Raw genomic sequence first — 12,584 nt, forward strand, 5'->3', positions numbered from 1 at the left:
CCCACCGCGCAGTTCACCCAGCAGCCACCCACCCGTCAGCCGGGCGTCGCACGACGCCCGGCTGACCTGCGTAAGAACTGGAGTGTGTTCGTGAACTTCAAGCGCCGCGCCGTCGCGGCCGCAGCCGTACTCGCCGTCGCCGGAGCCGGTGTCGTCACCGTCCAGGCCACCGCGGAGGCCACCCAGCCAGAGCGCCGCCCCCGGCCCGCGGCCTGCCCCGACCTCACCGTGTCGAAGGGCTGGTACGGGACGAACCGGGCGCGGCTCCAGCGCATGATCGACACCTACGGCCACTGCGGCCCCCGGCACGACAAGGGCGGTGCCAAGCCGGTCGCCACCTTCGACTGGGACAACACCGTCATCAAGAACGACATCGGCGACGCCACCATGTTCTGGCTGCTGCGCCACGGCAAGATACGCACGCCCCGGCACGGCGACTGGCGCACCACAAGCCGCTACCTCACCGCCCCGGCGGCGCGCGCCCTGACCGCGGCGTGCCCGGCCACCGGGACCACCCTGCCCACCCACCGGAACACCGCCTGCGCCGACGAGATCCTCTCCGTCTACGCGGAGGGCACCACGACCGCGGGCAGGACGGCCTTCGACGGCTTCGACCACCGCCGCATGGAGCCGCAGTACGCCTGGCTCGCCCAGCTCACCCGCGGCTGGACCACCCGCCAGGTCGAACGGTTCGCGGCCGCCGCCCGCACGCAGAACCTCGCCGCGCCCGTCGGCACCGAGCAGCGCGTCGGCACCGGCAAGGTCACCGGCTGGGTCCGCTACTACGACCAGCAGCGCGACCTGATCCGCACCCTCAAGAAGGCCGGCTTCGACGTCTACATCGTCTCCGCCTCGCCCGAGCCCGTCGCCGAGGTCTGGTCCCGGTCCGTCGGCATCGACGCCCGGCACACCCTCGGCATCCGCAACGTCAGCGACCACGGCCGCCTGACCGCCCACCTCCAGGGCTGCGGCACGGTCGAGGACGGCGACGACTCGATGATCACGTACATCGACGGCAAGCGCTGCTGGATCAACCAGGAGATCTTCGGCGTGCGCGGCGCCGCCGCCGAGAAGGTCCAACCCGCCGCCCGGCGGCAGGTGTTCGCCGCGGGCGACTCCGACACGGACGTCTCCTTCCTGCGCGACGCCACCGGCCTGCGGCTCGCCCTGAACCGCAACAAGAGCGAGCTGATGTGCCGCGCCTACGAGAACGGCGACGGCCGCTGGCTGGTCAACCCGATGTTCATCGAGCCCAAGGGCAGGCAGGCCGCCCCCTACCCGTGCGCCAGCACGGGCTACACCGAACGGGACGGCGGACAGGGTCCGGTGCGCCGTTCGGACGGTTCGGTGATCCCCGATCAGAAGGACACGGTGTTCGGCGCGTCGACGGCATCGCCGGCCCCGCAGGACTGATGTACGGTCCACTCACATGCGTAACCGAAACGTTCTGGCGCTGACCCTGGCCGCGGCCGCCGCCTTGGCGGCCGTGCCGGCAGCACTCCCCGCGGCCGCCGCCACGACCGCGAACTCCCCGAAGCCCGGCGGGTCTTGTCCCCAGCTGTCGAAGAAGCTCACCTGGTACGGCGACAACCGTGCCACGCTGCAGCGGATGATCGACGAGCGCGGCAGCTGCTCGAACCCGCACCTCGGACACGGCACGAAGCGGCCGGTCGCCGCCTTCGACTGGGACAACACGATCACGAAGAACGACGTGACCGACGCGACCATCGCCTGGTCCCTGCGGCACGACAAGATCCTGCGGCCCAAGACCTGGAAGTCCACCAGCAGGTGGCTGACCGACGCAGCCGACCGCGCGCTCACCCGGGCCTGCGGCGCCGACGTGCCCGTCGGCGCACCGCTGAACACCTCGGCGAACAAGGCCTGCGCCGACGAGATCTTCGAGGTCCGCGAGGACGGGAAGACGATGAGCGGCGCCGCCGCCTTCGCCGGGACGTGGGACCATCGGCACACCGTCCCGCAGTACGCCTGGGTGCCGCAGCTCTTCGCCGGACACACCGTGCCCGAGCTGCGGTCGTACGCGGCCAAGGCCCGCAAGGAGGCGCTCGCCGCCCCCGTCGGATCCACCCAGACCGTCGGCACCCACGAGATCCCCGGCTACGTCCGCTACTACGACCAGCAGCGCGACCTGGTTCGCACGCTGAAGAAGGCCGGCTTCGACGTCTACATCGTCTCGGCGGGCTCCGAACCGGTCACCGAGGTCTGGTCCGGCGGCAAGGGCGGGGTCGGCATCGACCGCAAGCACACCATCGCCATCCGCTCGGTCCTCGACCGCAAGGGCCGCATCACCACCTGGAACCAGGGCTGCGGCGGTGTCCCCGTCAACAAGGGCGAGGCCATCCCGTACATCGACGGCAAGCGCTGCTGGATCAACCAGGAGATCTACGGCGTGCACGGCAAGAAGGCCTGGGACAAGCAGGACCGGCGCCACCGCATCGCGCTCGGCGGCGGCGACGCCGACACGGACGTGACGTTCGTCGCCGACGCGACCGGCGCGCATCTCGTCCTGAACCGCAACAAGAGCGAGTTCATGTGCCGCGCCTACGACGACGCCGACGGCCGCTGGGTCGTGAACCCCATGTTCATCGAGCCGCTGAAGCAGAAGGCCGACCGCTACCCGTGCGCGACGAGCGCGTACAACGAGCACGACGGGAGCAAGGGTCCCGTCCGGCGCGCGGACGGCTCCGTCGTCCCCGACCAGCGGGACTCGGTGTACTGACCCGCGCGGCACGACCTAGAGTGCCGGGATGAGCATGTCGCCCCCGCCCGGCTGGTACCCCGACCCGTCGGCGCCGACCGTCGAGCGCTGGTGGGACGGGGCCGCCTGGACCGAGCACCGGCGGACCCCCGAGCACACCCAAGTCCCCCAGGGCGGGCAGGGCTTCGGACCGGCCGGTGGCACCACGGCCGTGCTGGCACCGGTGTCCCCGGGCGGCGGCCGCGGCAAGGCCGTCGCGCTGGCCGCCGCCGGGATCGTCCTAGTCGGGGCGATCGTCGCGGGCGCCGTCACCCTCACCGGGGACGACGGCGACCCGAAGGGCGGCGCGCCGGCGCCGGGCACGCTCGCCCCGGCGAGCCCGACGCCCACCGCGACCGCGTCCGCGTCCGCGTCAAAGTCTCCGACCGCCGACACCGACCCGGACACCCTCGTCGACGACCTCAACGGCATCACGCTGCCGGTCCCCGACGGCTGGGAGAAGGACGACGACTCCTTCGGCGGCGGCGCGACCCTCCAGACCCCCGACATCGTCGACTGCCCCGGCGACTCCGGCCTCTGCCGCGAGGGCACCGTCACCTCCGCCACGGCCACCGGCACCGACGAGACGGACCCCAAGGCCCTCGCGCTCGGCGACATCAAGGACGCGGCGGACGCCGCCTACGACCGGGACAAGCTCGACAAGCAGCCCTACGGCGGCATCACCCGCCACGAGAAGCTCAAGGAAGGCCAGGTGGCGGTCGCGGGCCGCACCGGGTACTACGTGCGCTGGCGCGTCCACACCGGGAAGGGCGCGGGCGGCTACGTGCAGTCCCTCGCGTTCGCCTCCAGCGTCGGGTCCGAGTCGATGATCATCGTGCGTTTCGCCGTCGGCGCGGGCGACGGCGCGCCGCCCGTCTCCGTCATGGACGAGATCACCGACGGAATCCGCTCGGTCGACGACAGCGCGACGGGCGGCGGCGTGGGCAACGGCGTCGGCGCGACCCCCTAGGGCGTGTCACAGGAACGTGTGGCCCTCGCCCCGGTACGTGGGGACGTCCGCCGTCACCCGGTCGCCCTCGACCAGGTGCAGCGTCGCGAACCGCTCGCACAGCTCCCCGGCCTTCGCGTGCCGGAACCACACCTTGTCGCCGATCCGCAGATCGTCCGCGGGCGGCCCGTGCAGCGGTGTCTGCACCTCGCCCGCGCCCTCCTGCGCGTCGTAGCGCAGCCCCTCGGGGAGGTACGGCTCCGGGGAGCGGTCGGCGCCCGCGACACCGGAGGCCGGGTAGCCGCCGCCGAGCACCGTCACCGTGCCCGGCGCGGGCCGCCGCACCACCGGCTGCGCGAACAGCGCGGCCGGACGCCCGCTGAACGACGTGTAGTTGTCGAAGAGCCGCGGCACGAAGAGCCCCGACCCCGCCGCGATCTCGGTCACCGCGCGCTCGGCCGCGGTGTGCTGCACGCTGCCGGTGCCACCGCCGTTGACGAACTCCAGGTCCGGCGCGACCGCCCGCACCGCGGCGATGGTCCGGCCCCGGCGCGCGGCCAGCTCCTTGCGGGCCGCCGACTGCATCATCCGGATCGCCCGCGAGCGCGCCGCATGCCCCTCGACCGCGTCGCCCACGCCCGCGACATGTCCCTCGTACGCCATGACGCCCACGAGCCGGAAGCCCGGCCGCCGGGCGACGGCGCGGGCCAGCGCGGCGACCTGCTCGGGGGAGTGCAGCGGTGACCGCAGCGCGCCGACGCGCACGCGCCCGCCGAGCACCTTGTAGGCGGTGTCCAGCTCCAGGCAGACCCGCACCTCCTCGGTGCCGCCGTCCCTGGCCTCGTCGATGAGCCGCAGCTGGGCCGGATCGTCGACCATCACGGTCACCGCGGCGGCGAGCTTCGGGTCGGCGGCCAGCTCGGCGAAGGCGGCGCGGTCCGCCGAGGGGTAGGCGAGCAGCACGTCGTCGAAGCCGGACCGGGCCAGCCACAGCGACTCGGCGAGCGTGAACGACATGATCCCGGCGAAGCCGTCGCGGGCCAGCACCCGTTCGAGCAGGGCGCGGCAGCGCACCGACTTGCTCGCGACCCGGATCGGCTTGCCGGCGGCCCGCCGGACGAGGTCGTCCGCGTTGGCGTCGAAGGCGTCCAGGTCGACGATCGCGACGGGGGCGTCGAGGTGTGCGGTGGCCCGGTCGTAACGGGCCCGGTCTGCGGCGCGGGCAGTCATGGCCGAAGCCTGCCAGACACGATTACCAGAGGGTAGGGGGATGATCCGGGCAGATCGCCCGGGGGCCCGGACTGAGTTCCCGTACGCCGAGGGTCTGCCCGTAGAGTGACGCGCACGGAGCCTGGCAGAGCGGCGCGCACGGAGCCTCGCCGACCGAGCGCTCCGGCCGGCCGAGCGCGAGGAAACGGGGGAGCATGAGCACGGAGGCGCCTCGCAGCCCGATCCCGCCGCGCCCCGGCACGCCGCCCCGACCCACGACACCGCCGTCCGCCGTGGACCGCACGGCCGACGCCGCCGCCTCCGCCCCCGGGGGCCAACCGGCCCCGGCGGACCCCGCGTCGCCCGCGGACCACGCCGACGAGGCGGCCGAACCGCCGCCCGTGCCCTCCGCCCGCTTCCCCGACGCCCGGCCGCCGGTCGGCCAGGACTGGGTGCTCGGCACCCCGCGCCCCGCGTCCGACGCCGTCGCCGCGGATCCCGGCAAGGACTGGGTGCTCGGCGCCCCGCGCCCCGCGTCCGACGCCGTCGCCGCGGACCCCGGCCAGGACTGGGTGCTCGGCACCCCGCGCCCCGCGTCCGACGCCGTCGCCGCGGACCCCGGCAAGGACTGGGCACTCGGCACCCCGCGCCCCGCGCCCGACGCCGACGCCGCGGACCCCGGCCAGGACTGGGTGCTCGGCACCCCGCGCCCCGCGTCCGACGCCGACGCCGCGGACCCCGGCCAGGCGGCCCGGATACAGGATCTGTTGGCCCCCTTCGAGCAGGCCCGGGCGGAACGCGAGGCGTCCGGCGCGACGGCACCGCCCCCGCCGCCGCCCGCCTCGGCCCGCCTGCCCGACGCCCCGCCCACGGGCGCGGCCCGCCCCCGCACCCCACCCGGCACCACGTCCCCGGACACCGTGCTCCCCACCACCCAGGACACCCCCGAGCCGTTGCCCCCACACCCCACCACATCCGGCACCACGGCCCCGGGTTCGCCGGTCGCGGACGCCCCCAACGCGTCCGTGCGGACGCCCCGACATCCGGACGCACCGGGCACCACGGCCCCGGGTCCTCCGGTCGCGGACGCCCCCACCGCATCCGGGTCGGCGCCCCGACACCCCTTCACATCCGGCCCCGCGTCCCCGGGTTCGCCGGTCGCGGACGCCCCCACCGCGTCCGGGCGGACGCCCCGGCATCAGGCCGCACCGGACAGCACGGCCCCGGGTTCCCCGTCCCTCGACGCCTCCGGTCCGCTCGACGTCGCGCCTCCGCGTCCCCTCGCGCCCCCGCGTCCCACCGGGCCGCCCACCGGCGCGCCCGTGGCGGACGGCGACAGGTCGCCGTCGGGCCGGAGCGGTTCGGCGTCCGTCGCGGACGCCGCCACGGCCCCCCGGACCACGGCCGCCCGGCGGCAGGTCGGGGCCGTCGACCTGACGCCGGGACCCGGCGCGGGGCGGCCCTTCGTGTCGTTCGCGCGGCCCGCGATGTACGACGACACCACCACCCGGCTGCGTCCCGTCGGCGGCTGGGCGCGCCCCCGCGCCGTCGCCGCCGCGGCCTGCGCCGTGATCGGGCTCGGCCTCATCGGCGGGGCCGTGACCGGGAGTTGGCTGACCGACGAGTCCGCGGCGGGGGGCGCGCGGCCCGGCGCGTACACCGTCACCGGCGGGCTCTGGCACAGCGTGCCCGTGGACCGGCTCTTCCCGCCCGTGCTCAAGGGCGAGGGCGCGGGCCCCGGCGGCGCCGACCGCTCCTGGACCCGGATAGCCGTGGCCCCGGACAGCGGCTGCCGGTCCGCCTTCGACCCGCTGCTGCGCAAGGCCCTCGCCCCCGCCGGCTGTCTGCGCCTGCTGCGCGCCACGTACGCGGACGCCACCCGCAGCCATGTCACCACCGTGGGCCTCCTGTTCACCAAGGCGGACGCCGACGGCATGCAGGCCCTGCGCAACCGTTTCACGGAGGAGGGGCTGGACCGGCGCACCGACCTCATGCCCCGCCCCTACGCGCGCAAGGGCACCGCCGCCGCGGGCTTCGGGGACGCGCAGCGGGCGTCCTGGACCGTGTCCGTCCTGCCGGACGCGCCCGTCGTCGCCTATGCCGTCTCCGGGTTCGCCGACGGCCGCACCGTCACCGAACCCGAGCCCGCCACCGAGGCGATGGGCAGCGACACCGCGTCCCCGGCCGCCCAGTCCGGCCTCGGCCACGAGGCGAAGGGCATCGCCGACCGGATCGAGCGCGGCCTGCGCAAGATCATCGCGGCCGCCGGGAAGTCGTCGTGAGCGGCCGTACGGGGGCCGCCGCGAAGGCCCGTGGAGCGCTGGTCGCCGCCGTGGCCGCCACCGCGCTCGCCCTCGTCCCCACCGCCGCGCACGCGGACGACGGCATCCGGGCCCAGCAGTGGGCCCTCGACGCCCTGCACACCGGCCAGGCCTGGCAGGCCACCAAGGGCCGCGGCATCACCGTCGCCGTCCTGGACACCGGCATCGACGACCGGCACCCCGACCTCGCGGGCAACGTCCTGGACGGCAAGGACATGGTCGGCTTCGGCGCCCGGCGCGGCGACCGCCCCTGGGCCCGGCACGGCACCGCCATGGCCGGCATCATCGCGGGCCACGGACACGGCCAGGGCCGCGGCGACGGCGTCCTCGGCATCGCCCCCGAGGCGAAGATCCTGCCGGTCAGGGTGATCCTCGAAGACGGCGACCCGGCCCGCAAGAAGGCCCGCGACACCCGCGGCAACGCCCTCGCCGAAGGCATCCGCTGGGCCGCCGACCACGGCGCCGACGTCATCAACCTCTCCCTGGGCGACGACTCGGCGTCCGCCCACCCCGAACCGGCCGAGGACGCCGCCGTGCAGTACGCCCTGAAGAAGGGCGTCGCCGTCGTCGCCTCCGCGGGCAACGGCGGCGAGCGCGGCGACCACGTGTCCTACCCGGCGGCCTACCCCGGAGTGATCGCCGCGACGGCCGTCGACGAGAACGGCAGCCGCGCCTCCTTCTCCACTCGCCGCTGGTACGCCACCGTCGCCGCCCCCGGCGACGACATCGTGATCGCCGACCCCGACGGCAAGTACTACGAGGGCTGGGGCACCAGCGCCGCCTCCGCCTTCGTCTCGGGCGCCGTCGCCCTGATCCGCGCCGCCCACCCCGGCCTCGCCCCCGCGCAGATCAAGCAGCTCCTCGAGGACACCGCCCGGGACGCCCCGCCGGGCGGCCGCGACGACGCCCGCGGCTTCGGCCTGATCGACCCCGCCGCCGCCCTGGACCGCGGCGGCAGGCTCAAGGCCGACCAGCCGCGCACCGCCGGGTACGGCACCGAGTACTTCGGCCCCGGCCCCGACGAGGCCACCGCCGACGACGGCCCCGCGGGCTGGGTCGGCCCGGTCGCCGGCGGCCTGGGCCTCACCCTGCTCGTGGCGGCGGTCCACCTGTGGCGGACCAGGGCGAGGACGCCCCGGCGCGGCTGAGGCGGCCGGCCCCGGGCCGGCCCCGGGGACCCCGGGCGACCGACCGGTGCGCCGCACCCACTCTGTAGGGTCGACACCGTGGCGAACATGGCGAACAAGAACATTCCCGACCCCGGCTTCTCCGACGACGACGGCACGGCGGACCCGCGGCTCGCCGCGGCACTCGCCGCCTGGTCGCAGGACCGCGCGGCCCACGGCCCGGTCCTCGCGGCACTGACCGGAGCCCGGCTCCTGGTCCCCGTCGTCGCCGTGCTCGGCGAGGTCGAGGAGGACGAGAACGGCCTGCGCCGCGAGAAGACCAGCGACATGGCGGTGCCCACCCTGAAGGCCGGCGACCGCACGGCGCTGCCCGCCTTCACGTCCATCGAGGCGCTCGCCCTGTGGGACCCGGCCGCCCGGCCCGTCGCCGTCCCGCTGCACCAGGCGCTGCAGGCCGCCGCCCACGAGCAGGCCGACACCATCGTCCTCGACCTCGCGGGCCCCGTCCCCTACGAGCTGGGCCGCTCCGCGCTGCTCGCCCTCGCCGAGGGCCGGGCCAGCGCCGACCCGCTCGCCGACCCCGCCGTCACCGACGCGGTCCGTGCCGCCGTCGCCGCCGAGCCCGGCGTGCTCCGCGCCCACCTCGGCCCCGGCAGCGCGGACGGCACCCTCGCCCTCGTCCTCGACCCCGCCGCGGATCAGGCCGAGGCCGCCCAGCGCGTGGCCCGGCGGATCGCCGCCGACGAAACACTGAGGGCCCGCCTGGTGCGCGGCCTCGACCTGGCACTCCTGCCGGCCGGGGCGACGCCGCCGGGCGAGCCCCTCTACGTACGTACGTGAACGGTGTGCAGCGGCGGGCTCAGCCGAAGACCGGGCCCGTGTACTTCTCGCCGGGGCCCTGACCGGGCTCGTCCGGCACCACCGACGCCTCGCGGAACGCCAGCTGCAGCGACTTCAGGCCGTCCCGCAGCGGCGCCGCGTGGAAGGAGCTGACCTCCGTGGCGCTGGCGTCGAGCAGGCCGGCGAGGGAGTGGATCAGCTTGCGGGCCTCGTCCAGGTCCTTGTGGCCCTCGCCGCCGTCGGCGAGACCCAGGTTCACGGCCGCGGCGCTCATCAGGTGGACCGCCACCGTGGTGATCACCTCGACCGCGGGGACGTCCGCGATGTCACGGGTCAGGGTGTCGAAGTCGGGGGAGTCACCGGCGGGGGACTCGGGGGTGGGGGTCGCGTCGCTCATGTCCCACACGATATGCCGAGCCCCGAGCCGTCCGGTCCGCGGGAGCGGCCGCGCACAGTGGTTCGCCCCACCCCCGCGGAGCTGCTAACCTTGTGTAACGACCGGCTGGAGACCCGCGTGTCAGCGCAAGGATCCGGCCCACAAGTGGAGGCTCCGATCTCCCACCTGGCTGCTCCCCGGAGCGGCGGGTCACCGGTCAGGCGGCCGAAGTCCCCGAGGCTTCGGGTCGCCCGATGTGCGCCCCGCGATCACCGCGGAGGTGCTCCGGTAGTACGTGGAGCCCCTTCCTGTGATCGGTCGGGGCATTTTTTGTGCGCCGGCGCGGTTGGTCCAGATAACAGACGTAACGCGGCTGTCCGCCAGACGGTCGCGTGGTGCTACCGAGGAGGATCCATCAGCGCCGAGCCCCGCATCAACGACCGGATTCGCGTTCCCGAGGTGCGACTTGTCGGTCCCAGCGGCGAGCAGGTCGGGATTGTTCCGCTTGCCAAGGCCCTGGAGCTTGCGCAGGAGTACGACCTTGACCTGGTCGAGGTCGCGGCGAACGCCCGTCCGCCCGTGTGCAAGCTCATGGACTACGGGAAGTTCAAGTACGAGTCGGCCATGAAGGCCCGTGAGGCGCGCAAGAACCAGGCGCACACGGTCATCAAGGAGATGAAGCTCCGGCCGAAGATCGACCCGCACGACTATGACACCAAGAAGGGTCATGTCGTCCGGTTCCTCAAGCAGGGCGACAAGGTCAAGATCACGATCATGTTCCGCGGTCGCGAGCAGTCCCGCCCCGAGCTGGGCTTCCGACTGCTGCAGCGTCTCGCTTCGGACGTCGAGGACCTCGGGTTCATCGAGTCGAACCCGAAGCAGGACGGCCGAAACATGATCATGGTTCTCGGTCCGCACAAGAAGAAGACCGAGGCGATGGCCGAGGCCCGTGAGGCCCAGGCGGCCCGCAAGGCGGACGCGAAGGCCAACCCGGGCCGCTCGCAGAACTCCGCCGAGGGGGAGGAGCTCTCCGAGGCTCCCGCCGAGGCCCCGGCCGAAGCTCCCGCCGAGGCCTGATCCCCGGACGCAAGTCCAGGGGATGCCAACTGACACATATGGTGCTCCCGGATGCCCGGTTTCACGACCGGGCATCGGAGTGCCACTGACGAGGAGAGAACGGCGCTATGCCGAAGAACAAGTCGCACAGCGGTGCCAGCAAGCGCTTCAAGGTCACCGGCTCCGGCAAGGTGCTCCGTGAGCGCGCCGGCAAGCGCCACCTGCTCGAGCACAAGTCGTCCCGTCTGACGCGTCGCCTCACCGGCAACGCCGAGATGGCCCCGGGCGACGCCAAGAAGATCAAGAAGCTTCTCGGCAAGTGAGTCCGGGCGCACACCGCGCCTGAACTCTGACCGGGACCCAATCGATACCGGGTCGTGTGAGTCCAACCACGGCCCCGCTACAAGGAGTTAACAAGTGGCACGCGTCAAGCGGGCAGTCAACGCCCACAAGAAGCGTCGGGCGATCCTCGAGCAGGCCAGCGGCTACCGCGGTCAGCGGTCGCGCCTGTACCGCAAGGCCAAGGAGCAGGTCACCCACTCCCTGGTCTACAACTACAACGACCGCAAGAAGCGCAAGGGCGACTTCCGTCAGCTGTGGATCCAGCGCATCAACGCCGCTGCCCGCGCCAACGGCATCACCTACAACCGCTTCATCCAGGGTCTGAAGGCCGCCAACATCGAGGTGGACCGCAAGATCCTCGCGGAGCTGGCCGTCAACGACGAGAACGCGTTCGCCGCGCTCGTCGAGGTCGCGCAGAAGGCGCTGCCGTCGGACGTCAACGCGCCCAAGGCCGCGTGACGCTTCGCTGAGCTGAGCGTGATGTTCGGACCCGTAGGCCGTCTGGCTTGCGGGTCCGATTCTGTTCGGGCACTCGTCTGCCCTCTTCTGTTTTCTGCCGTCCGCGGGTCTTTTGTGGCTGGTCGCGCAGTTCCCCGCGCCCCTTTCCGGGGCGCTGCACCCGAGGTGAGTATTCATGGTTGCCGCCCCTGAGTTGATCTCTTCCAAGTCGCCCCGCGTGAGCGCCGCGCGGCGGTTGGCCAAGCGGAACTTCCGGGGCAAGGAGCGGCTGTTTCTCGCCGAAGGTCCGCAGGCCGTGCGGGAGGCCGCCGGGCACGGGAAGACGCTCGTCGAGCTGTTCGCCACCGTCGACGCCGCCGAGCGGTACGCCGACATCGTGGGGGAGGCGCGCGAGGCCGGGGCCCGTGTGCACCTCGCCGACGAGGACGTCATCGCCGACATCTCCACGACCGTCACCCCGCAGGGGCTCGTCGGCGTCTGCCGCTTCCTGGACACCCCCTTCGAGCAGATCCTCGCCGCCCGGCCGCGGCTCGTCGCCGTCCTCGCCAACGTCCGCGACCCCGGGAACGCCGGGACCGTGCTGCGCTGCGCGGACGCCGCGGGCGCCGACGCGGTGATCCTCACCGACGGCTCCGTGGACCTCTACAACCCCAAGTCGGTGCGCGCGTCGGTCGGTTCGCACTTCCATCTGCCGGTCGCCGTCGGCGTCCCCGTCGAGGAGGCCGTCGCCGGGCTCAAGGCGGCGGGCGTACGCATCCTCGCCGCCGACGGGTCCGGTGCGGACGACCTCGACACGGAGCTCGACCAGGGCACCATGGGCACCCCCACCGCCTGGATCTTCGGCAACGAGGCCTGGGGGCTGCCGGAGGAGACCCGCGCACTCGCCGACGCCGTGGTGCGCGTTCCGATCCACGGCAGGGCCGAGAGCCTCAACCTCGCGACGGCCGCGGCCGTGTGCCTCTATGCGTCCGCGCGTGCACAGCGCGCCTCCAGTACTCGCTGAGGGGGTCCGCTCCGTCACATCGAGCTAGTAGTGTGACGCCCTCGGAGGGCCCTCCCTCCAGTTTCTCGGCTTCTCCCCCGCGTTCTCGGCTCCGCCCGCGCCGGGGGGACCCCCCGAGCAGGGAGGAACCCTCCACCGACAGTCCGA

12 protein-coding genes are annotated in these 12,584 nt (G+C 73.9%); 10 read left to right on the forward strand and 2 right to left on the reverse strand.

What is annotated here, in order from left to right; translation table 11 throughout:
* Positions 1-90 precede the first annotated feature (90 nt).
* The 3 genes from ACFYXE_RS26840 to ACFYXE_RS26850 are packed head-to-tail and all read left to right on the forward strand — an operon-like array spanning position 91 to position 3,725.
* Positions 91-1,413: an HAD family hydrolase gene (locus tag ACFYXE_RS26840; RefSeq protein ID WP_389316367.1), complete on the forward strand. Its 1,323-nt coding sequence runs from the start codon at positions 91-93 to the stop codon at positions 1,411-1,413.
* A gap of 16 nt (positions 1,414-1,429) precedes the next feature.
* Positions 1,430-2,737, forward strand: a complete 1,308-nt coding sequence (locus ACFYXE_RS26845) for a haloacid dehalogenase-like hydrolase (RefSeq protein ID WP_389316369.1) — start codon at positions 1,430-1,432, stop codon at positions 2,735-2,737.
* 28 nt (positions 2,738-2,765) lie between these two features.
* A complete protein-coding gene (locus tag ACFYXE_RS26850) occupies positions 2,766-3,725 on the forward strand; it encodes a DUF2510 domain-containing protein (RefSeq protein WP_389316371.1) in 960 nt (319 codons plus the stop codon).
* Between the two features lie 6 nt (positions 3,726-3,731).
* Here ACFYXE_RS26850 and ACFYXE_RS26855 read toward each other — a convergent pair whose 3' ends face one another.
* Positions 3,732-4,934: an amino acid deaminase/aldolase gene (locus tag ACFYXE_RS26855; protein ID WP_361181369.1), complete on the reverse strand. Its 1,203-nt coding sequence runs from the start codon at positions 4,932-4,934 to the stop codon at positions 3,732-3,734.
* A gap of 194 nt (positions 4,935-5,128) precedes the next feature.
* Between ACFYXE_RS26855 and ACFYXE_RS26860 the strand changes: the two genes are divergently transcribed.
* The 3 genes from ACFYXE_RS26860 to ACFYXE_RS26870 all read left to right on the forward strand — a co-directional run bounded on the left by ACFYXE_RS26860 (position 5,129) and on the right by ACFYXE_RS26870 (position 9,201).
* Complete coding sequence (locus tag ACFYXE_RS26860; protein ID WP_389316373.1) at positions 5,129-7,195, forward strand: hypothetical protein; 2,067 nt, start codon at positions 5,129-5,131, stop codon at positions 7,193-7,195.
* Positions 7,192-8,382, forward strand: a complete 1,191-nt coding sequence (mycP, locus tag ACFYXE_RS26865; RefSeq protein ID WP_389316375.1) for a type VII secretion-associated serine protease mycosin — start codon at positions 7,192-7,194, stop codon at positions 8,380-8,382. Before ACFYXE_RS26860 ends, mycP begins: the two co-directional genes overlap by 4 nt.
* An 87-nt stretch (positions 8,383-8,469) precedes the next feature.
* Complete coding sequence (locus tag ACFYXE_RS26870) at positions 8,470-9,201, forward strand: SseB family protein (protein WP_389316377.1); 732 nt, start codon at positions 8,470-8,472, stop codon at positions 9,199-9,201.
* Between the two features lie 19 nt (positions 9,202-9,220).
* Here ACFYXE_RS26870 and ACFYXE_RS26875 read toward each other — a convergent pair whose 3' ends face one another.
* Complete coding sequence (locus tag ACFYXE_RS26875; RefSeq protein ID WP_361181046.1) at positions 9,221-9,598, reverse strand: DUF1844 domain-containing protein; 378 nt, start codon at positions 9,596-9,598, stop codon at positions 9,221-9,223.
* A 393-nt stretch (positions 9,599-9,991) separates the two neighbouring features.
* Here ACFYXE_RS26875 and infC point away from each other — a divergent pair, with 393 nt between their 5' ends.
* The 4 genes from infC to ACFYXE_RS26895 all read left to right on the forward strand — a co-directional run bounded on the left by infC (position 9,992) and on the right by ACFYXE_RS26895 (position 12,437).
* Complete coding sequence (infC, locus tag ACFYXE_RS26880; protein WP_389316817.1) at positions 9,992-10,654, forward strand: translation initiation factor IF-3; 663 nt, start codon at positions 9,992-9,994, stop codon at positions 10,652-10,654.
* A gap of 107 nt (positions 10,655-10,761) precedes the next feature.
* Positions 10,762-10,956 carry a 50S ribosomal protein L35 gene (gene rpmI, locus ACFYXE_RS26885; protein WP_007829094.1) on the forward strand — a complete coding sequence of 65 codons (195 nt, stop codon included), beginning with the start codon at positions 10,762-10,764 and terminating at the stop codon, positions 10,954-10,956.
* A 94-nt stretch (positions 10,957-11,050) separates the two neighbouring features.
* Entirely contained in the window at positions 11,051-11,434 is a 384-nt protein-coding gene (rplT, locus tag ACFYXE_RS26890; protein WP_150165812.1) for a 50S ribosomal protein L20, read from the forward strand.
* A gap of 175 nt (positions 11,435-11,609) precedes the next feature.
* A complete protein-coding gene (locus tag ACFYXE_RS26895) occupies positions 11,610-12,437 on the forward strand; it encodes a TrmH family RNA methyltransferase (protein WP_389316380.1) in 828 nt (275 codons plus the stop codon).
* Positions 12,438-12,584: the final 147 nt, after the last annotated feature.

Source organism: Streptomyces sp. NPDC002564, assembly GCF_042889645.1.
Lineage (GTDB): Bacteria > Actinomycetota > Actinomycetes > Streptomycetales > Streptomycetaceae > Streptomyces.